Below are 19,109 nucleotides of genomic sequence, written 5' to 3' on the forward strand. Positions count from 1 at the left end.
TCCCGGGACGCACGGCGCCGGGGAGCGGGGCGGCCGGTGAGCGGGCCGCCGGGCGCGCAGGGGGAGGGCGGGCGTGTACGGGTGCCGTCAGCGCCGGAAGGGACCGGAGACCTCGAACGTCATGCCGCCCAGACCGGCCGGATCGCCCAGGGTGCCGCGCTGGGAGGAGAAGTACAGCCGGGAGCCGTCCGGGGAGAAGGCCGGGCCGGTGATCTCGGAGTCGCCGTGGCCGTCGAGCCGGATCACCGGTGCCACCGCGCCCTCGGGCGTGATGACGTTGATCTCCATGTTGCCGCCGTCCTCCGCCACGTACAGATCACCGCCGGGGGTGCCGGTGATGTTGTCCACCCCGTCCAGCGGGGAGTCCGCGTCGTAGGCCACCGACAGTTCGCCCCGCTCGGCGTCGTAGGCCCACACCCGGTTGTCGCCCTTGGTGGTGAACCAGCAGGTGCCGTCCGCGTAGTGGCAGCCCTCGCCGCCGTCGAAGCGGCGGGCGGAGCCGACCTGGTGGCGTGTCTGCCTGCCGAACAGCGGCGCCGACGGGTCCGGGACCTCGCGCCACTCCACCCCGCCGCCCGCCGACTCGCACAGCACGTCCAGCCGGCCGCGCGACAGGTCGCCCCAGACCTCGGGGGTGTAGCGGTAGAAGCAGCCGTCCGGCTCGTCCTCGGTCAGGTAGACCACGCGCCGGTCCGGGTCGCACGCGGCGGCCTCGTGCTTGAAGCGCCCCATCGCCTTGTGCGCGACCGCCTCGCGCCGCCCGTACGGGTCGGTCTCGAAGACCCGGCCGCGCCAGGTCTCCTCGCACGACAGCCAGGTCCGCCACGGGGTCGCCCCACCCGCGCAGTTGAGGTTGGTGCCCTCCAGGACGCGGTAGGCCCGGTCGACCGAGCCGTCGGCGCGGAAGCGGATCGCCGAGGCGCCGCCGACCAGGGGGACCTCGGAGTTGGAGACGTAGATCCACCCGTCGCCGTCCGGGTAGCAGGCGCCGCCGTCGGGCGCAGGGTGCCACAGGATCCCGCCGACCGGCAGGCTGGAGCGGGCCACGATCCGGCTGCGGAAGCCCTCCGGCAGCGCCACCCCGTTGGCGTCGGGCGCCCGCAGGGGCCCGTACGGGCCCGCCGCCCCCGCGGCGGAGGTCCCCGCGGTGGCGGCACCCTGCCACAGGGCGCCGGAGAAGGCGACGGCCCCCGCGCCGGCGGAGGCGGTCCTCAGGAAGGTGCGTCGCTGCATTCGGACTCCAGGCGTGTGAGGGAGTGCGCGAGGGACGTGTACACGTCACCATTGCGCGCCGGCGGCGGCAGGCGAAGGGAGCCGGGGGAGAAGATCCGGTGAACAGCCGTTCACACGCGCGGCCCGGTGCCGGCCCGGCGTCCCCGCCCGCGGCCCGGAACGCCGCCGGCCCCCGGGTGCGCGATCGCACCCGGGGGCCGGCGGTCGTGGCCGCGGTCTCGCCGCGGTCTCGCCACGGCCTCACGGCGGCCTCGTCACGGAGGTGTCAGAAGGAGAAGACCGGGCCCGTGGCGCCCTCCATGACGCAGGAGTTGGCGAAGGTGCGCTCGTAGGAGACCTCGCGGCCCTCCCAGAAGCCCTCGGCCTTGATCGTCACCGGGTCCCAGATCATCGGGCAGATCCGGTCGGTGTCGGTCTCGACCAGCGCACCCACCTCGCCGTCCACCGAGCGCAGCGCGGCGCACGCGCGCCCCGGGGCCGGGTGGGTGCCGGTGGGGCCCGGCGGGCAGGTGAGCACGGCACTCCGCCGCTCGGGGGCCGTCGCGGGGTCCTCGCCCCCGGCGACGGTGAGCGCCAGGACCGAGGGCCCGGACGGCCTGTCGGACCCGGCGGGGGCCACGGGCCCGGCGGTCGCGGTGGCCGCGGGGCCCGCCAGGCAGACCGCGGTCAGGGCGGCGCCCAGGCCCAGGCCCTTGGTGGCGTACCGCATGTCGAACACTCCCTGGGTCTCTCGGGAACAGATTCCGGAGGAACGACTTGCCGGATGCCATAACGGGACACATCGGGGCGATCGGATTCGGTCACCCTCCGCTGCGCTGCGTTCCGGCGCGCGTCATCGTTCCTGGCCGGAGCCGCGCCGGCGGCTCCGGACGGGCACCGGGGAAACGGGCGGAGGGCGGGCGGGGGCATATGACACCCCGACGACGTGCGCGCTCTTCTCCGGCCGCCGTGCGCCGCGTTCCCGACTCGGCCGGAAGGCGACGCCCCCGGGCGCCGGGCGCACGCCGTACGGGGCCCGGGCCCCTACCCGAGGCGGCCCCGCGTCCGCATGGCCGCGCGCTGGGCGGCGGCCTGGGCCGGGCCCGTGACGTAGTGGGCCAGGGGACGGGCGGCGGCCAGGGCCGCGCGGGCCGCGTTGGAGCCGCAGGCGCCGTGGACGCCGCCGCCCGGATGGGCGGAGGCGGAGGCGAGGTAGAGGCCGCGCACCGGGGTGGCGGGACGGCCGGTACCGGGAACGGGCCGGAAGAGGAGCTGCTGGTGGACGGCCGCGGTGCCGCCGTTCAGCGCACCGCCGACCAGGCTCTCGTCACGCGCCTGGAGATCCGGCGGGGCCATGACGCGGCGCTCCTTGACCAGTTCGCGGAAGCCCGGGGCGCGGCGCTCCACCTCCTCCTCCAGCCGGTCGGCCATGGCCTCCCGCTCGCCCGGCCCCCAGTGGCCCGTGATGCCGTCGCCGCCCGCGTCGCCGCGCACCCGCTGGGGCAGGTGGGTGTAGGCCCAGGCCGACTCGGTGCCCCGGGGGGAGCGGGTGGGGTCGGCGGTGGTCATCTGGCCCAGCAGGCAGAACGGCCGGTCCGGCACCAGGCCGGTGGCCAACTGGGCGCTGTGGCGGGTGAGGTGGTCCATGCCGTCGGCCAGGTGGACGGTGCCCGCGCCGGCGGCCCCGGGGGAGGACCAGGGGATGGGCCCCGACAGCGCCCAGTCCACCTTGAACGTCGAGGTGTCCCACTGGAAGCGGCGGATGTCGTCCTGGAGCCGCAGGGGCAGGTGCTCCCAGTCGACCAGCCCGCCGTACAGCGCCGGGGCGGGCACGTCGGCCAGGACCGCCCGCCGCGCCCGTACGGCGTCGCCTCCGGCGGTCCGCACGCCGAGGGCGCGCCCGTTCCGGACCACCACCCGCACCACCCGGGCGCCGCAGCGCACCGTCCCGCCCCGCGACTCCAGCCGGTCCACCAGGGCCGTGGTGAGGGAGCCGGCGCCGCCGGCGGGCACCGGCCAGCCGTACTGCTGGCCCAGCATCGCCAGCAGCCAGCCGTAGACCGCGCCGGCGGTGGACTCCGGGAAGAGGTCGGTGTGCAGCGCGCACCCCGCCAGCAGCATCGGCCCGCCCTGGCCGCCGAACTCCTCCTCGCCCAGGCGCCGCACCGGCAGCAGCAGCGTGCGCAGCAGCCGCAGCCCCCCTGCCGCGCGCAGGCGGGCCAGCAGCGACAGCGCGGGGCGCACCGGCGGGAAGGGGTTGAGGAGGGCGTCCAGGAGATCCGGGCCGAGCCCGTCCCACAGGCGCGTCAGCCGCAGGTACGCCTCCCCGTCGCCGGGCGCGAAGGCCTCCAGGCTCGCGGCGGTGTCCTCCCGGTCGCGGTGCAGTACGGGGCAGCGCCCGTCGGGCAGCGGATGGGCGAGCACGGACGGCGCGTGGCTCCACTCCAGGCCCCAGCGCTCCAGCTCCAGGCCGCGGATGACGGGCGAGGCGGCGGCCAGCGGGTGGAAGGAGCTGAACAGGTCGCTGACGTAGTCGGGGTGGACGCCTCGGTCGCTGCGCACCGCGCCGCCGGGCTCGGGCTGGGACTCCAGGACCAGCACCCGCCAGCCCGCGTCGGCCAGCAGGTTGGCGGCCACCAGCCCGTTGGGGCCGGACCCCACCACGACCGCGTCGTACGCCTCGGACATCTGCGGACAGCCTCCTGTGGAGCGGCGGGTGTACGGGAGCGGGGCGGCGGTCAGGCGCCGGACGGGGCGGTGCCGGTGCGTGTGGTGCCGGTGCGTGTGGTGCCGGTGCGTGTGGTGTCGGGCCGGGCCGTGTGGGCGGGATGGCCGTGGGTGCGCCTGGCCTCCTTCATCTCCGCCTCGTACAGGTGCTTCAGACCGCCCGTCAGCCGGTCGCGCACCCTCTCCTCCAGCCGTGCGAACGGCTTGTAGTAGTGCGAGTCGTAGCCCTCGACGATCTGGAAAGTCCAGTGGCCCGGGATCACGTTGCGGCCCAGGATCTCGGTCTCCAGCAGCTCCGCCTCCTCGGCGTGCCCGGCCTCGCGCAGCAGTTCCACAGCCTCGCCCAGCAGCAGGTCGGAGCGGCCGGTCATCTGGTGGAAGGAGTACAGGTGGCCGCGCGCCCGCTCGGTCGCCTCCAGCGCCTCGGTGACCTTGCCGACGGCCTCGACCGTGGCGTCGTCCACGCCCGGCGGGCGGCGGTGCGCCCTGTCGGGCCGGTCGTCGGGCCTGTCGTCGGGCCGGTCGTCGGGGCGCCCGGCGGCGCGGTCCGCGGTGCGGTCGTCCGTCACACGTGCCTCCCCGCTTCCCGGTCCGCCTCGCTCCGCCCGGACTCCACCACTTCCCGCAGCCGCGACAGCATCAGCCGGTGCCGCAGCTGGAGCGCCACGTCCAGGGGCGCGGTGTGCAACTTGGCCACCGCGCCGCGCAGGGGGTGCTCGTCCATGGTGATCAGCGAGCCCTCGCCCCACGGCTTCACCGAGATCGCGATGCGGGCCGTGCCCAGCCGCCCCGCCGACGCCTCCAGCTCCAGGCGCCCGGGTGGCTCGCAGATGCGCACGATCGTGTGGCCGCGCTCGGTCAGCGGCCCCAGGCCGATCGTGTAGCGCAGGGACGTGCCCACCTCGGGCCAGCGGCCCTCGGACTCATGGGTCTCCCTGGTGCCCACGACCCATTTCTGGTACTGATCGGCGTCGCTGAGGACATCCCACACCCTCTCGGGTTTCCTGTTCACCCACACGTGTCGCACTGCCATGCGGGCCGGATACCCGCTTTTGCGCGAAGCATCGCCCGGGCGCGGCGGCCGGCCCCTTACGGACGAACCCGCCGCCCCCGCTCCCCACCCGCCCTCGCCGCCCCGGCCGGAGCGGGGTGTCGGGCGCCGGCGGGCGTCTGGCATGGTTGGCGGCGCCATCGCTCGTCTTTACCGGTACAGCGGACCGGTACGGCCAAGGAGACACCGGGACATGAGATTCGGCCTGCTCGGCACCGGCCCCTGGGCGGAACTCGCCTACGGCCCCGCACTGCGCGCCCACCCCGACGCCGAGCTGGCGGGGGTGTGGGGCCGCCGCCCGGAGGCGGCGGCGGAGATCGCCGGACGCTTCGGCGGCCGGCCCTACGACGACGTGGACGCGCTGCTGGAGGACTGCGACGCGGTCGCCGTGGCGCTCCCGCCGGACATACAGGCGCCCCTGGCCGTACGGGCCGCCGAGGCAGGCCGCCACCTGCTGCTGGACAAGCCCGTGGCCACCACCGTCTCCGCCGCCCGCGCGATCGCCGACGCGGCCGCCGCCGCGGGGGTGGCCTCGGTCGTCTTCTTCACCCTGCGGTTCCGTCCCGAGACGGCGGCGTGGATCGAGGAGCAGAGGCGGACGGGCGGCTGGCAGCTGGGCCGCGCCGACTGGCTCGGCGGCATCTTCGCGGAGGGCGCCGAGCCCAGCCCGTTCGCGGGCTCGCCCTGGCGGCGGGAGAAGGGCGGACTGTGGGACGTCGGCCCGCACGCCCTGTCCATGCTGCTGCCGGTGCTCGGCGACGTGGCCGACCTCGACGGGTCGGTGGCCGCCGTCTCCGGCGCCGGGCGGACCGCCCAGCTCGCCCTGCGCCACACCTCGGGCGCCTCCAGCACCTGCGCGCTCGGCCTCGCCGTCGCGCCCGCGGCGTCCGTGACCCGGGTGGAACTGCGCGGCACCGCGGGCGCGGTGGAACTGCCGGAGGGGGAGACGGACGCGGTCGCCGCCCTCGGCAACGCCGTGGACGCCCTGATCGCCTCGGCCCGCACCGGTGAGCCGCACCCGTGCGACATACGGTTCGGGGTGCGGGTGACGGAGATCCTCGCGGCGGCGCAGGCCCGGCTCGACGGGGCGCGGCTCGGCGAGGCCCGGCTCACGTCCGGCCGAGACTGACCCCGCAGCCCGCGCACAGCGTGTACGTCCAGTAGCCGTCGCGCCAGAGCTCGGTGCCGGCAGGCCCGGTGCACACCCAGCACACCGAGTGGCCGCCCGGCGCCGGCTCCTCGGGCGGCCGGGCGTACAGCACGCGGCGCACCACCACCGGCAGCGGCTCGGCCGGGTGGCGCCGGGGGTCGGGGCAGTAGGCCAGGCCGTGCCGCCGGCGCCGCTCCGCCTGCCACGCCTCGGCGCGGCCGGGCTGCCGCCTGCCCGCGCGCTTCTCGCGCACCCGGCGCCCGGCGTACGCGGCCTCGGCGGCCAGCCACACCTGCCGGGCCGCATGGAGCTCCTCGACGGCCCGCACCAGCGACTCCGGGTCCTTCCCGGGCCTGCCCGGGATGCCCGCGCTCCCGCACAGGTGGTGGTACGTCGCCCGGAAGCCGTACGGAGCGAAGTGCTGCAGGCACGTCCGCAGATCGCCCAGCCGGCGGTGGACGGGCCGTGCCGCGTCGTGCACACGGGCCCGGTGCGTACCGAAACTGCTCATCCTCGTCCCCCTGTCGTCCCATGGAGAGGATGACCGCACCCTGCCCCATCCGACACTTCGGCGAGGCCGCTTCCCGTTACTTCCCCGCGCTTTCCCGCGCTCCTCCGGAAGCAGCGGACCGCGGTGCGGGTCACCCCGGCGGGTGATGGAACGGATGTGCGGCGTTGGGCAGTGTTTTCCGGGTTTTCCGGGGCGTGCACCCGCCCAAAGCGGAACGAACACACAGGGCCGGGCCGTAACGCCCGCTCGATCACCTGGTGTGTCGCCGCGTGTTCGCACGGTGTTTGTCAAGTCTCTGCGACGGCTCACCGGATGCCCCTATGCTCCCTGTCACGCAGCGGTTAGCGGCCGTCACGGGCTGTCGCCGCCGCGTGCGGCGCCTCGGCGCCGCCATGCTCCGAGGCGGGGCGGCCGGGGGCTGCGGTTCCGGACGTCCCCCTCCGCGCAGGTGGCGTATGCCGGGGTCTGCGCCGTGGACAGGTCCCCGCGCCCGCCGCCCCGCCGTGCGGCACAGCCGTCCCGGAACGCCGTCCGTCCCACCACCCCGTCCAGCCCCGTCCCATCGCCCACCCCGATGCCCGAAGGATGCCCATGGAGCCCGCCGGCTCGTTGACGGGAGGCCGACGCCCCTCTCCCGAGGGCCTGTGGCTCGCCTCCCCCGTACTGGTGGCCGCCTGCGCGACCCTGGCCGCGCTCTCCGTCACCGCCCCGGCCCGTGCCGCGGTCGCCTGGTGCGGAGCGGCGGCGACGCTCGCGGTGGCCGCGGCCGCCTACGAGGTGGTCCGCCGGGGCCGTGCGGTCACCGCCGCCCGGCAGCGGGCGGAACGCCAGCTCGCCGACCTGGAGCACTACTGCCTGGAGGTCATGCCGCCCGTCGTCGAGGCCGTGCAGCGCGGCGAGGCGCCCGGCGACGTACTGCCCCCCTCGCTGCACCCCGCCGACTCCGACCCGCGGCTGGTGGCCGCCCACGAGAAGCTGACCAGCACCGTCGTGCGGGCGGTCCGGGACCGCGAGCTCCAGCGCGACTCCGCCCGGCGCGCGATCGTCAACATCACCTGCCGCATCCAGGCCGAGATCCACCGCCTCCAGGCCGACCTGCGCAGAATGCAGTCCAAGCACCCGGCCCCCGAGATCCTGGGGGACCTGATGCACCTGGAGCACGGCGTCAACGTCGCCGGCCGCGTGGCCACCGGCCTGGCCGTCCTCGGCGGCGGCAGCCCGGCGCGCCAGTGGCAGAAGCCCGTCCCCCTCCACGACGTGCTGCGCGCGGGCAGCGCCCCCATCGCCGAGTACCCGCGCATCGAGCTGCACCGCATCGCCGGGGTCGCGGTGCTCGGCCCGGCGGTCGAGCCGCTGAGCCTGGTCTTCAGCGAGCTGATGGACAACGCCGCCCGCTACTCGCCGCCCAGCACCAAGGTGGTCGTCGACACCGAGGAGGTGGCCTCGGGCATCGAGGTCTCCATCGAGGACAAGGGCGTGGGCCTGACCGAGGAGACCCGCCGGCACGCCGAGTTCCTGCTCACCCGGGCGCGGAACGGGCTGGACCTGGAGGACCTGGGCGAGACGGCCCGTACGGGCCTGCGGGTGGCGGGCGTACTGGCGGGCCGCCTCGGGCTGCGGATCTCCCTGTGTCCCTCCGCCTGCGACGGGGTTCGCGCGATCGTCTTCGTCCCGCACGACCTGCTCACCGCGCTGCCCATGGGGGCCTGCGCCCGGGGCGGCGGCCGTCCCCCCGGCCCGGTGGCCCGGCGGCACGCCATGGCCGGACCGCCCCCGCCCCCGCCCCCGGCCGCGCCCGCGGTCCGGTTCGCGGCCGGGCCGGACCCGGACGGCGAACCGGCCGTCGTCGAGCGGAACGCCGACGGACCGCCGCAGCGCCGCCGCGCCGCCGTTCCCCCGGCCGGCCCGGTCGGTCCGGTCGGTCCGGCCGGCACGGGGACCCTGGGCGGCAGGTCCGGTGTGTCCGGGGCGCCGGGCGCGGAGGCGGCCGGGAAGTCGCCCCTGGAGGCCCACCCCGGCACGGGGTTGTGGATGGGCGCCTTCTTCACCCGGCCCGATGGCACCGGCCCCGGCGAGACCCCGCCCGCGCCCCCGGCGGCCCCGGCGCCCCGGCAGGCGCCGGACCGGCCCGCGGCCGGCGACGAGTCGTGAAAGCAGTAAGCGTTGATCGATGGACTGCGACGACTCCGAACCGCCGCTCGGCCCGCGGCGCGAGGACCTGCTGCCGGCCTCCGCCGAGAGGTCGGTCGAGGTGGTCGTCGTCGGGGGGTTCGGCGTCGGCAGGACGACCATGGTGGGCTCCGCCGGCGGGATCCGCCCCCTGGCCACCGAGGAGACGACGACCCGGGCCGGGGTCGGCGCGGACGACCTGTCCGGCGTGGAGCGCAAGACCGAGACGGCCGTGGCCATGGACTCCGGCCGGATCACCCTCGACGACCGGCTCGTCCTCCACCTGTTCGGCACGCCCGGACAGCAGGCCGCCCGCGCCGCGGACCCGGCTGCTCCGCCCGGTGCGGCGCGTACGGGACCAGAGGGGCGCGGGCCGGCCGGTCCGTGGCGGCGCCTGCGGGGGCGCGTACAGCCCGGCTGACGCGGGAGCGGCGCCGTGGCGGCTCGGCGCTAGCGGGAGAGCGCGTCGCGTACGGCCTCCTCGCTGCGCCCCACGACCGCCGAGCCGTCGTCGGCGGTGATGATCGGCCGCTGGATCAGCCGCGGGTGCCCGGCCAGCGCGGCGATCCAGCGGTCCCGTTCGGCGGGCTCCTTCGGCCAGGACCTCAGGCCGAGCTCCTTCGCCTCGGCCTCCTGCGTCCGCGTGATGTCCCACGGCTCCAGACCGAGCCGCTCCAGCACCGCGCGCAGCTCGTCCTCGGTCGGCGGGTCCTCCAGGTAGCGGCGGACGGTGTACTCGGCGCCCTCCGCGTCCAGCAGCTTCACCGCGCTGCGGCACTTCGAGCAGGCGGGATTGATCCAGATCTCCATGCGCCTCACGGTAGCGGCCGCACGGCGGTGACAGGAGCCGCCGCCGCGCTGCCCGGGCCCGGGCGTCAGACAAGCGGCGGAGGGAGGGCGTCCCCGGTCCGACGACCGTCCGTTTCCCGGGCCGCCCGCCTGCCGGGGAGGGCGGCTTTCATCCGCTCTGACCAGCGGGAACGCGCTTCCGTCCGGCCTGCGCGCGGTGCTTGACGGCGAGTCGGGGGCTTCCTATGGTCTCCTCGCCCTACCGGAAGGATTCCGGAAGATTCCCCTGTCCCTCCGCCCCCCACCGCGAGCCGGACCGGAGCACCCCCGGACGAGGAGTCCCGGGCCCGGCCGCGCAACAGGAAGGAACCGGATTTGACCACGAACACGAGCGTCACCGCGAGGAGCGCTGTGAGCCGCCCGCGCCGCCTGCGCCGTCTCGCGGCGCCCCTGCTGCTCGCCGCCGGGCTCTGCATGAGCTCCCTGGCCGCGGCGGGAACGGTGCAGGCCGCCGACGGCACCGTCGTCACCTCCACCCAGAGCGGCGGCCGGACCGTCTCGTTCACCTTCGACGACGGTCCCCACCCCACCCACACCCCGCGTCTGCTGGAGGTGCTGCGCAAGCACAACGTCAAGGCGACCTTCTGCCTGTGGGGCGACCACGTGCGGCAGTACCCGCACCTGGTGAGCCGGATCGCGGCCGACGGCCACCGGCTGTGCAACCACTCCATGGCCCACCAGGACATGGGCGGCTGGTCCCAGCAGCAGATACGCCAGAACCTGGAGCAGGTCAACAACGTGATCCGCCAGGCCGCTCCCGGCGCGCAGATCACCTACTTCCGTGCCCCGTACGGCAGTTGGGGGCAGTCCCCGCAGGTGGCGGCCTCGATGGGGATGCAGCCGCTGGGCTGGCGGACGGACATCGGCGACTGGCAGCCGCCGGGCACGAACGAGCTGGTCCGCCGGATCATGCAGCGCGTCACGCCCGGGGCCGTGGTGCTGATGCACGACGGCGGCGGCGACCGCAGCCAGACCGTCTCGGCCGTCGACCAGACCATCCCGCAACTGAAGGCACAGGGCTACACGTTCGACCAGCCGGCCGTCCGCTGACCTCTGGTCCCCGACCCCTGGCCCACCGCGCCGGCACCGGCGGGAACTCCCGCCGGTGCCGGCGCCGTACGCGGCCGTGCCGCGTGTGCGCGTCAGACGACGGTGCAGGCGGCTCCGTTCAGGGTGAAGGAGGCCGGCTCGCCGGTATCGCCGGTGTGGCTCGCCTGGAAGCCGATCTGCGCACTGGCCCCGGCCGCCAGAGTGGAGTTGTACGAGGCGGGCCTGGCGGTCACCGCACCGCTGCCGGGGCTGTAGCTCGCACCCCAGCCGGAGACGATGGTCTGGCCCGCGGGCAGGACGAAGGAGAGCGACCAGCCGCTCAGCGGCGCGCCGCCGGTGTTGGTGACGGTGACGGACGCGGTCAGCCCGGTGTTCCAGGCGTTGGCGGTGTAGGCGACCCGGCAGGCCCCCGGTTCGGGACCCGGCTCCGGTTCGGGGCCCGGGTCGGGGTCCGTGGAGCCGGTGCCGTCCAGGCCGAAGAAGGCGACGGCCCGGGCCGCCATGCCGCCGGTGGGCAGGGAGTGCCCGACCCCCTGGACGCTGACGGCCTCCACCGGGGCCTGGTCACCGGTGCCGCCGTAGCGGGTGCGGACCCAGTTCGACTGCGGCCGGTCGGTGTACGCGGGCGTCGTGCTCACCCCGTGGACGTCCGTCCACTGCTCGATCTGCTCGTTGAAGTTGGGGTAGCGCAGGGTGCTGTCCTCGGTGCCGTGCCAGATCTGCATCCGGGGCCGGGGACCGCTGTAGCCGGGGTACGCGCCGCGCGCCAGGTCGCCCCACTGCCGCGGCGTCCTGTCCAGGGTGCCGTTCGCGCAGGAGCTGTTCCAGCCCGAGCCGTCGGTGGTGGCGAAGCAGGAGTGCGGCACGCCCATGAAGGCCGCGCCCGCCCTGAAGACGTCCGGGTAGTTGCCCACCAGGACGTTGGTCATCATCGCGCCCGAGGAGGCGCCGGTGACGTAGACCCGGCCCGGGTCGGCGTTCAGGCGCTGCAGCACGTGGCCCACCATCGACCGGATGCCCACCGGATCGCTGCCCCCGTCGCGCCGCAGCGCCTGCGGCGAGGAGACGTCGAAGCAGCTTCCGCTGCGGGTCGCCGACGGGTAGACCACGACGAACCCGTACCGGTCGGCCAGCGAGGCGAACTCGGTGCCGGAGTGGAACGCCGGGCCGGAGCCGGTGCAGTAGTGCACCGCCACCAGCACCGGCGGACGCGCCCGGACGTTGTCGGGCACGTACAGGTGCATGCGCAGGTTGCTGGGGTTGCTGCCAAAGTTCGTCACCTCGGTCAGCGAGGCGGCGGAGGCCGGGGGCGCGGCCAGGGCCACGAGGAGGGCCGCCACCATGGGCAGCACACCCCCCAGCAGCGCCGCCGGGCGCGATCCGGCCGGGCGCCTCCCGGCCCTCCCCGCCGCCGTGCGCACGGATCTGTCGGCCATGTTCATCTCCTTCCTAGACTGCGGAACGTGAAGGGACTGCTGCTGCGGCTGTCCGCGCTGGACGCGGACGCCGCCACCGCCGTACGCGTGATCGCCCACTTCGAGGCGCTGCTCGGCGGTGCGCTGGACCCGGTGACCCTGACGCGGTCCACCGCGGGACTGGCCGGGTGCGCGGCGGGGCTGGAACTGCCCGACGGCCGCACGGCGCGGTTCGCCCCGGGCGGCGCCGCCCTGGCGGGCGCGCCCGCGCACGTCTCCGGCCGGGTGGACCTGGAGCCGGCCGGCCGCGTGTGGCTGGAACGCCCCGGTGCGCCGGGGCCGTTCGACGAGCTGGTGCTGGAGTGGATGGCCATCGCAGCCCGTGTGCTGGCCGGGCGGCCCCGCCCGACCCGCACCCCCAGGGCCGCCGACCCGGCGCTGGTCGAACTGGTGCTGTCCGGGCGGGAGGCCGTCGAGGACCGCGCACGCGCGCTGCGGCTGCTGGGCCTGGAGCCCGGGACGCCGCTGCGGGTGATCGCGGTGGCGGCGGACGCGGGGGCGGGATCGGGCACGGGCAGGGGCGCGGACGCCGGGGTGGAGGCCGTCGCGCTGCTGGGGCGCGGCGCGCTGCGGGGCACCGTCCGGGTGGCGCGGGTCGGCTCACTGGGAGCGGTACTGGTGCAGCGCCGGGACGGCGCATCCGACGGGCCGGGAGCCTGCGGCGGGCAGGCGGCCTCCGGCTCCCGTCCGGGCGGCACCGCGTCACCGGCCGCGGAGCTGCGGGCGGCGATGCGCGAACGCGTCCGCGAGCGGAGCGCGGCCCGCAGGCCGGTCCCCGGCACACGCGTCGGGATCGGCTCGGGGGCCGACCCGCTGGACGCCCACGCCTCCTGGGCGCAGGCCCGCTCGGCCCTGCGGTTCGCGGTGGCGGGCGCTTCGGAGGAGGCGGTGGCCGACCACGACGAGCTCGGCCCGCTCGTGCTGCTGGCCGACATCCCGGTGGAGCGGCTGCGCGCCCAGGCGGACGTACGGCGGCTGGGGGAGCTGGGGGGGCCGGCGCACGGCGAGCGCGGCGGCCCCGCCACCGGGCAGGCCCGGCCGGGCGGTGAACTGCTGGCGGCCCTGGCCGCGTTCTGCCGCACCGGCTCGCTGCGGCAGGCCGCCGCCGAACTGCACCTGCACCACAGCTCGGTGGCCGCGCGCCTGGCGCACGTGGAGAAGGAACTGGGCTGGCGGCTGCGCGACCCGCAGGACCGCTTCCGCGCCCAGCTCGCGCTGTACGCCCTGCGGCTGGCCGGTAACGGGGACGGCTGAGCGCTCACCTCCTCACCGGCCCAGCGCCCGGCCCAGCACCGCTACCGCCTCGGCCGTCGCCCGCCGGATGACGGCGGCGTGCTCCACCGCCCACGCGCCGTGGAAGGTGCCGGGGAGCAGGTGCAGTTCGGCGGACACCCCGGCGGCCAGCAGGGCGCGGGCGTAGTCGATCCCCTCGTCCCGCAGCGGGTCGAACTCCATCACCGACACGTACGCGGGCGGCAGGCCCGCCAGTGCCATGACCCCGGCACGGGCGGGGGCGGCGTAAGGGGAGACGTCGGCGGTGCCCCGCACCCCGTGCCCCAGATACGCGTCCCAGCTGATCGCGGCGTTGCGCCGGTTCCACACGGGCGTGTCGGTGAACCGCCGCGCGCTGGGGGTGGAGAGCCGGTCGTCGAGCGCGGGGGAGCACAGGTGCTGGAAGCAGACCGCCGGGCCGCCGCGGTCGCGGGCGAGCAGGGCCAGCCCGGCCGCGAGCCCCGCCCCGGCGCTGTCGCCCCACAGGGCGATCCGATCAGGCAGCACACCCAGCTCCCCGGACCGCTCCACCAGACCGCACAGCCCGGCGTAGCAGTCCTCCAGGGGCGCGGGGAAGGGGTGTTCGGGCGCCAGCCGGTAGTCGACCGAGGCCACCACCACCCGCAGTTCCCGGCACAGCAGCAGGTTCCAGTCGTGGTCGACGTCCGGCGAGCCCAGCATGAAACCGCCGCCGTGCATGCCGTACACCGCGGGCAGCGGGCCGTGCACGCCCTGCGGCCGGTACAGCCGCAGCCGCACCCCGGGCGCTCCGGCCGGTCCGGGGACGCCGATCTCCCCGACGTCCACGCCGGCTGTGTCGGCCGCCGCCACCGCAGCGGCCACCTGCCCGGCCTGCGCGGCCCGCGCCGCGTCGAGGTCGAGCAGCTCCACCTCGGGGATCAGCGGGAGCGCCGCGGCCAGTTCGGGGTCGAACCGGTGGCGCGGGCTCATCTGCGTCCTCCGATCGCCGGCCCAGGGCACGGCGGGGTGTGCGGCGGCGTTGTGACGAGACGGTGTCACGGGCTTCCTCCCAGGTCATCAGACGGGTGTCGGGAGTACGGCCGTCCGGGCCCGACACCTGTGCGCTTTCCACTGCGTTCTCCCCGCCGCCGGCCCGGCGATCGGCCCGGTGAGGATGCCGGGAGCCGCTCCGATCAGCGAGAACACCTTCCCGGCGCGTGAAGTGGGCCGCTCTTGACGCCGACGCGGGGCCTCCTTATCGTCTCCCCGCCCGACCGGAAATTTTCCGGAAGGCTTCGATCCGCACCGTACGGGCCCGCCGCCCGGCCGCCGGTGGAGCCCCGGGGCCCGACGGGAGCGCCAGAAAGGGACCAGCCTTGACCACGACCGCCACCCCCTCCGGAAGACCCGCCCCCGGCACGGCGCGTCCCCGGCGCGCCCGCGGGCTGCGCCGCCTGGCGATGCCCCTGCTGCTCTCCTGCGGGATGTGCCTGGGCTCCCTGGCCGCGGCCGCCCCGGCCCAGGCGGGCCAGGTGAACGACACCGTCGTCGAGACCACCCGGCACAGCGGCAGGACCGTCGCCCTCACCTTCGACGACGGCCCCGACCCCGACGACACCCCGCGTCTGCTGGAGGTGCTGCGCAAGCACCGCGTCAAGGCGGTCTTCTGCCTGTGGGGCGACCACGTCGAGGAGCATCCCGAGCTGGTCCGCAGGATCGTCGCCGGCGGCCACACGCTGTGCAACCACACCATGCACCACGACGACATGGCCGCCTGGTCCCCCGAGGACATCCGGGCGGACCTTGCCGAGACCAACGCCGCGATCCGCCGCGCCGCGCCGGGCGCGCGGATCCCCTACTTCCGTGCCCCGTACGGCAGTTGGGGGCAGACGCCGCAGGTGGCGGCCTCGATGGGGATGCAGCCGCTGGGCTGGCGGCTGGTGATCGGCGACTGGGAGCCGCACAGCGCCGACGAGTTCGCCCGCCGCATCACCGAGGGCGTCACGCCCGGGGCCGTGGTGCTGCTGCACGACGGCGGCGGCGACCGCAGCGCGACCGTCGAGGCCGTCGACCGGGCCATCCCGCGGCTCAGGGCCGGGGGCTGGCGTTTCGACAAGCCCGCCCGCCGCGGCTGAGCCCGCCCGTGACCGGCCCGGCCGGCCTCCGAAGCCATCGGGAGACCCGCATGAGAACGAACACGAGGCGGTTCGCCTCCCTCCGCGACCGCGCGGGGCGGGCGAGCGGCTACGTCGTCGCCCTGCTCACCGGAGCCCTGCTCATGGGCACGGCGCCGTCCACCCCCGCCGCCCCGGGCGACTCCCCGGCATCCGCCGGGGGCACCGCCGGGAGCGCGGCGGGCAAGCACTCGGGCCGCGACTGGGTGGGCACCTGGTCCACCACGCCCACGGCCGTCCCCGCCTCGGACACCACCGTGTTCGAGGACCAGACCGTCCGGCAGACCGTCCGCACCAGCATCGGCGGCGACAGGGTGCGCATCCGGCTGTCGAACGAGTTCGGCGACCGGCCCCTGGTCATCGGCGAGGCCCGCATCGCCCGCCGCGCCGGGGGCGGCGGGCCCACCGCCGTCGACAGGCGCACCGACCGCGCGCTCACCTTCGGCGGGCGCTCCTCGGTGACCGTCCCCGCGGGCGCGCCCATGCTCAGCGACCCGGTCTCCCTGCGGGTGCCGGCCGGCTCCGACCTGGTGGTGAGCATCCACCTGCCCGAGCGCACCCCGGGCTCGACGGTCCACGCGTTCGCCTTCCAGCACAACCACGTCGCCTCCGGCAACGTCACCGGGCACGCGGACATCACACCGACCGCCACCGTCGACCGCTGGTACTTCCTGACCGGCGTGAGCGTGAGCGCCGACCGTACCAAGGGGGCCGGGAGGGCATCGGCCGTCATCGCCCTCGGAGACTCCATCACCGACGGCTCCGACACCGAGGTGAACGCCAACCACCGCTGGCCCGACTTCCTCGCCCGGCGCCTGGCCGAGGCCCGCGGACCGTACCCGCGGGGCGTGCTCAACCAGGGCGTCAGCGGCAACCGCCTGCTGCACGACCCCAACCCCCCGGCCGGGACCGGCGCCGAGAACTACGCGGCCTACTTCGGCCAGAGCGCGCTGCGCCGCTTCGACCGCGACGTGGCCGCCCAGCCCGGCGCCGAGCACGTCATCGTCCTGCTGGGCGTGAACGACCTCGGCCACCCGGCCGCGGGCACCGCACCGGCCTCGGAGAAGGTCACCGCCCAGGACGTCATCGACGGCCACCGCCAGCTCATCGCCCGCGCCCACGAGCGGGGACTGAAGGCATACGGCGGCACGATCCTGCCGTTCAAGGGCGACACCTTCGGCTTCCACAGCAAGGAGAGCGAGGCCGCCCGCCAGGCCGTCAACCACTGGATCCGCACCAGCGGGGAGTACGACGGGGTGATCGACTTCGACCGGGCCCTGCGCGACCCCGCCGACCCCGAGCGCCTGCTGCCGCGCTACGACAGCGGCGATCACCTCCACCCCAGCGACGCCGGGGCGGAGGCGATGGCCGACGCCGTCCCCCTCCACCTGCTGCGCTGACCGCGCCCCGCACCGCGCGGCGCCCGTGCCGGAAGGGGCACGGGCGCCGCGCCACGTCCGGCACCCGGGACGCTCACAGCCCGGGCAGCGCCTCCTGCTCGACATCCCAGCGCCCGGGCGCCGGGGCCGTGCGCAACGCCAGCTTCTCCCGGCACTCCACCCCCAGGCCCCACAGCCGCGCCTGCCGGTCGCGCAGCGGCCGTCCGCACATCCGGCACGTCACGCGCGGCCGGTCCTCCCCAGGCGGTTCAGGGCTGCCGGGAAGCGGTACGGGCTCGGGTCCGGGATCGGGCTCGGTGGTCACCCCACCGGTCTACCAGGCCGCGCACCGGCGCGCGAGAACGGCTCCCGCGGGCGCCCCCCCCGCGGCCGGCCCTGCGGGACGCCGCCGGCCGCACACCGTGTGGTGTGCGGCCGGCGGCCTCGGCTGCCTCGCGGGCACCTCCGTCGCTCCCGTGGAGGGAGGGGCGGCGGGAACGCCGGGGAGCGGCGTTCCCGGTGCCCGTCAGAGGTCGAAGTACATCTCGAACTCGTGCGGGTGCGGACGGAGCTGGATCGGGGCGATCTCGTTGGTGCGCTTGTAGTCGATCCAGGTCTCGATCAGGTCGGCGGTGAAGACGCCGCCGGCCTGCAGGTACTCGTTGTCCTCCTCCAGGGCCTCCAGGACGGCCGGCAGGGAGGTCGGCACCTGCGGGACGCCCGCGTGCTCCTCCGGAGCCAGCTCGTAGAGGTCCTTGTCGATCGGCTCGGCCGGCTCGATCTTGTTCTTGACGCCGTCCAGACCGGCCAGCAGCAGGGCCGAGAAGGCCAGGTACGGGTTGGAGGACGGGTCCGGGGCGCGGAACTCCACGCGCTTGGCCTTGGGGTTGGAGCCGGTGATCGGGATGCGCATCGCGGCGGAGCGGTTGCGCTGCGAGTACACCAGGTTCACCGGGGCCTCGAAGCCGGGCACCAGGCGGTGGTAGGAGTTCACCGTCGGGTTGGTGAAGGCCAGCAGCGACGGGGCGTGCTTGAGGATGCCGCCGATGTAGTACCGGGCGGTGTCCGACAGGCCCGCGTAGCCCTGCTCGTCGTAGAACAGCGGCTCGCCGCCGGACCACAGCGACTGGTGGACGTGCATGCCCGAGCCGTTGTCGCCGAAGATCGGCTTCGGCATGAAGGTGGCGGTCTTGCCGTTGCGCCAGGCGACGTTCTTGATGATGTACTTGAACAGCATCAGGTCGTCGGCGGCCGCCAGCAGCGTGTTGAACCTGTAGTTGATCTCCGCCTGGCCGGCGGTGCCGACCTCGTGGTGCTGGCGCTCGACCTTCAGGCCGGCCCGGTCCAGCTCCAGGGACATCTCGGCGCGCAGGTCGGCGAAGTGGTCGACCGGCGGGGTCGGGAAGTAGCCGCCCTTGTAGCGGACCTTGTAGCCGCGGTTGTCCTCCAGCGCACCGGTGTTCCAGGCGCCGGCCTCGGAGTCGATGTGGTAGAAGGACTCGTTCGCACTGGTCTGGAAGCGGACGCTGTCGAAGACGTAGAACTCGGCCTCGGGCCCGAAGTAGGCGGTGTCCGCGATGCCGGAGGAGGCGAGGTACGCCTCGGCCTTCTTCGCCACGTTGCGCGGGTCGCGGCTGTACTGCTCGCCGGTGATCGGGTCGTGGATGAAGAAGTTGATGTTGAGCGTCTTGTCGCGGCGGAACGGGTCCAGGCGGGCGGTGGACAGGTCCGGCAGCAGCGCCATGTCGGACTCGTGGATCGCCTGGAAGCCGCGGATCGAGGACCCGTCGAAGGCCTGCATCTCGGACGGGTCGAACGTCGAGGCCGGGATCGTGAAGTGCTGCATGACTCCCGGCAGGTCGCAGAAGCGGACGTCGACGAACTTCACGTCGTTGTCCGCGATGTACTTCTTTGCCTCGTCGGCGTTCTGGAACATCCAAGTCCTCCTAGTCCCGCCGCGAGGGGACGGGGTGGCAGCTCGAGTGGCAGTCCAGTGCGATGTCCTGCTGTCGCCCGACCTTAGATTTGCGGGATTTCTCAAGCATGACCCATTTGTTTCGGTGATGTTAACCGGACGAGTGTGCGGACAGTCGCCTTCGGTACCGTCCCGGTGCCGCCCTCGCGGCCGT

General features: G+C 75.3%; 17 protein-coding genes and 1 pseudogene. 7 read left to right on the forward strand and 11 right to left on the reverse strand.

Features of this window, described 5'->3' with window-relative positions:
• Positions 1-87: 87 nt before the first annotated feature.
• From QPK52_RS19875 to QPK52_RS19895, 5 genes are all read right to left on the reverse strand, one after another.
• Positions 88-1,233 (reverse strand): alkaline phosphatase PhoX, encoded by a 1,146-nt coding sequence (locus QPK52_RS19875; protein ID WP_410538819.1) that lies wholly within the window; start codon positions 1,231-1,233, stop codon positions 88-90.
• Between the two features lie 265 nt (positions 1,234-1,498).
• A complete protein-coding gene (locus tag QPK52_RS19880; protein WP_410538820.1) occupies positions 1,499-1,942 on the reverse strand; it encodes a subtilase-type protease inhibitor in 444 nt (147 codons plus the stop codon).
• A gap of 314 nt (positions 1,943-2,256) precedes the next feature.
• Positions 2,257-3,900: a phytoene desaturase family protein gene (locus QPK52_RS19885; RefSeq protein ID WP_410538821.1), complete on the reverse strand. Its 1,644-nt coding sequence runs from the start codon at positions 3,898-3,900 to the stop codon at positions 2,257-2,259.
• A gap of 50 nt (positions 3,901-3,950) precedes the next feature.
• Positions 3,951-4,508 carry a hypothetical protein gene (locus tag QPK52_RS19890; protein ID WP_410538822.1) on the reverse strand — a complete coding sequence of 186 codons (558 nt, stop codon included), beginning with the start codon at positions 4,506-4,508 and terminating at the stop codon, positions 3,951-3,953.
• Positions 4,505-4,972: an SRPBCC family protein gene (locus QPK52_RS19895; protein WP_410538823.1), complete on the reverse strand. Its 468-nt coding sequence runs from the start codon at positions 4,970-4,972 to the stop codon at positions 4,505-4,507. The genes QPK52_RS19890 and QPK52_RS19895 overlap by 4 nt, the downstream gene beginning before the upstream one ends.
• Positions 4,973-5,183: 211 nt before the next feature.
• Between QPK52_RS19895 and QPK52_RS19900 the strand changes: the two genes are divergently transcribed.
• Complete coding sequence (locus tag QPK52_RS19900; RefSeq protein WP_410538824.1) at positions 5,184-6,119, forward strand: Gfo/Idh/MocA family protein; 936 nt, start codon at positions 5,184-5,186, stop codon at positions 6,117-6,119.
• Here QPK52_RS19900 and QPK52_RS19905 read toward each other — a convergent pair.
• Positions 6,100-6,651 (reverse strand): hypothetical protein, encoded by a 552-nt coding sequence (locus QPK52_RS19905; protein ID WP_410538825.1) that lies wholly within the window; start codon positions 6,649-6,651, stop codon positions 6,100-6,102. The two genes, QPK52_RS19900 and QPK52_RS19905, sit on opposite strands and share 20 nt — an antisense overlap.
• 591 nt (positions 6,652-7,242) lie before the next feature.
• Here QPK52_RS19905 and QPK52_RS19910 point away from each other — a divergent pair.
• Both QPK52_RS19910 and QPK52_RS19915 read left to right on the forward strand, forming a co-directional pair.
• The gene (locus QPK52_RS19910) at positions 7,243-8,802 is read left to right on the forward strand and encodes an ATP-binding protein (protein ID WP_410538826.1); all 1,560 of its coding nucleotides are present in this window, start codon (positions 7,243-7,245) and stop codon (positions 8,800-8,802) included.
• Positions 8,803-8,821: 19 nt separating this feature from the next.
• Positions 8,822-9,127, forward strand: a pseudogene (locus tag QPK52_RS19915) (ATP/GTP-binding protein); the annotation flags it as partial.
• Positions 9,128-9,270: 143 nt separating this feature from the next.
• Here the strand turns inward: QPK52_RS19915 and QPK52_RS19920 are convergent.
• Positions 9,271-9,630: an arsenate reductase family protein gene (locus QPK52_RS19920; RefSeq protein ID WP_093655042.1), complete on the reverse strand. Its 360-nt coding sequence runs from the start codon at positions 9,628-9,630 to the stop codon at positions 9,271-9,273.
• Between the two features lie 354 nt (positions 9,631-9,984).
• On the opposite strand from QPK52_RS19920, the gene QPK52_RS19925 reads away from it, so the two are divergent.
• On the forward strand, positions 9,985-10,719 hold the full coding sequence (locus QPK52_RS19925; RefSeq protein ID WP_410538827.1) for a polysaccharide deacetylase family protein: 735 nt from the start codon (positions 9,985-9,987) through the stop codon (positions 10,717-10,719).
• Positions 10,720-10,811: 92 nt separating this feature from the next.
• Here QPK52_RS19925 and QPK52_RS19930 read toward each other — a convergent pair whose 3' ends face one another.
• Positions 10,812-12,155, reverse strand: a complete 1,344-nt coding sequence (locus tag QPK52_RS19930; RefSeq protein WP_410538828.1) for a PHB depolymerase family esterase — start codon at positions 12,153-12,155, stop codon at positions 10,812-10,814.
• A 27-nt stretch (positions 12,156-12,182) separates the two neighbouring features.
• On the opposite strand from QPK52_RS19930, the gene QPK52_RS19935 reads away from it, so the two are divergent.
• Positions 12,183-13,448, forward strand: coding sequence for a PucR family transcriptional regulator (locus QPK52_RS19935; RefSeq protein WP_410538829.1), 1,266 nt, complete (start codon positions 12,183-12,185; stop codon positions 13,446-13,448).
• A gap of 12 nt (positions 13,449-13,460) precedes the next feature.
• On the opposite strand, the gene QPK52_RS19940 is transcribed toward QPK52_RS19935, so the two are convergent.
• Complete coding sequence (locus QPK52_RS19940; protein ID WP_410538830.1) at positions 13,461-14,417, reverse strand: alpha/beta hydrolase; 957 nt, start codon at positions 14,415-14,417, stop codon at positions 13,461-13,463.
• 386 nt (positions 14,418-14,803) lie between these two features.
• Between QPK52_RS19940 and QPK52_RS19945 the strand changes: the two genes are divergently transcribed.
• Both QPK52_RS19945 and QPK52_RS19950 read left to right on the forward strand, forming a co-directional pair.
• On the forward strand, positions 14,804-15,562 hold the full coding sequence (locus QPK52_RS19945; RefSeq protein ID WP_410538831.1) for a polysaccharide deacetylase family protein: 759 nt from the start codon (positions 14,804-14,806) through the stop codon (positions 15,560-15,562).
• Positions 15,563-15,612: 50 nt separating this feature from the next.
• A complete protein-coding gene (locus QPK52_RS19950) occupies positions 15,613-17,001 on the forward strand; it encodes an SGNH/GDSL hydrolase family protein (protein WP_410538832.1) in 1,389 nt (462 codons plus the stop codon).
• A 73-nt stretch (positions 17,002-17,074) separates the two neighbouring features.
• Here QPK52_RS19950 and QPK52_RS19955 read toward each other — a convergent pair whose 3' ends face one another.
• Together QPK52_RS19955 and glnA are read right to left on the reverse strand one after the other, a co-directional pair.
• Positions 17,075-17,305, reverse strand: a complete 231-nt coding sequence (locus tag QPK52_RS19955) for a DUF6011 domain-containing protein (protein WP_410538834.1) — start codon at positions 17,303-17,305, stop codon at positions 17,075-17,077.
• 201 nt (positions 17,306-17,506) lie between these two features.
• On the reverse strand, positions 17,507-18,916 hold the full coding sequence (gene glnA, locus QPK52_RS19960) for a type I glutamate--ammonia ligase (protein WP_410538835.1): 1,410 nt from the start codon (positions 18,914-18,916) through the stop codon (positions 17,507-17,509).
• Positions 18,917-19,109: the final 193 nt, after the last annotated feature.

This window comes from Streptomyces sp. KL2 (assembly GCF_046529545.1).
Lineage (GTDB): Bacteria > Actinomycetota > Actinomycetes > Streptomycetales > Streptomycetaceae > Streptomyces > Streptomyces radiopugnans.

Excerpts from the sequence above, each read along its gene's own strand:
- QPK52_RS19885 (WP_410538821.1), bottom strand. The coding sequence starts at position 3,900 with ATGTCCGAGGCGTACGACGCGGTCGTGGTGGGGTCCGGCCCCAACGGG.
- QPK52_RS19875 (WP_410538819.1), bottom strand. The coding sequence starts at position 1,233 with ATGCAGCGACGCACCTTCCTGAGGACCGCCTCCGCCGGCGCGGGGGCC.
- QPK52_RS19930 (WP_410538828.1), bottom strand. The coding sequence starts at position 12,155 with ATGGCCGACAGATCCGTGCGCACGGCGGCGGGGAGGGCCGGGAGGCGC.
- QPK52_RS19905 (WP_410538825.1), bottom strand. The coding sequence starts at position 6,651 with ATGAGCAGTTTCGGTACGCACCGGGCCCGTGTGCACGACGCGGCACGG.
- QPK52_RS19880 (WP_410538820.1), bottom strand. The coding sequence starts at position 1,942 with ATGCGGTACGCCACCAAGGGCCTGGGCCTGGGCGCCGCCCTGACCGCG.
- glnA (WP_410538835.1), bottom strand. The coding sequence starts at position 18,916 with ATGTTCCAGAACGCCGACGAGGCAAAGAAGTACATCGCGGACAACGAC.
- QPK52_RS19895 (WP_410538823.1), bottom strand. The coding sequence starts at position 4,972 with ATGGCAGTGCGACACGTGTGGGTGAACAGGAAACCCGAGAGGGTGTGG.
- QPK52_RS19950 (WP_410538832.1), top strand. The coding sequence starts at position 15,613 with ATGAGAACGAACACGAGGCGGTTCGCCTCCCTCCGCGACCGCGCGGGG.
- QPK52_RS19920 (WP_093655042.1), bottom strand. The coding sequence starts at position 9,630 with ATGGAGATCTGGATCAATCCCGCCTGCTCGAAGTGCCGCAGCGCGGTG.
- QPK52_RS19940 (WP_410538830.1), bottom strand. The coding sequence starts at position 14,417 with ATGAGCCCGCGCCACCGGTTCGACCCCGAACTGGCCGCGGCGCTCCCG.
- QPK52_RS19910 (WP_410538826.1), top strand. The coding sequence starts at position 7,243 with ATGGAGCCCGCCGGCTCGTTGACGGGAGGCCGACGCCCCTCTCCCGAG.
- QPK52_RS19900 (WP_410538824.1), top strand. The coding sequence starts at position 5,184 with ATGAGATTCGGCCTGCTCGGCACCGGCCCCTGGGCGGAACTCGCCTAC.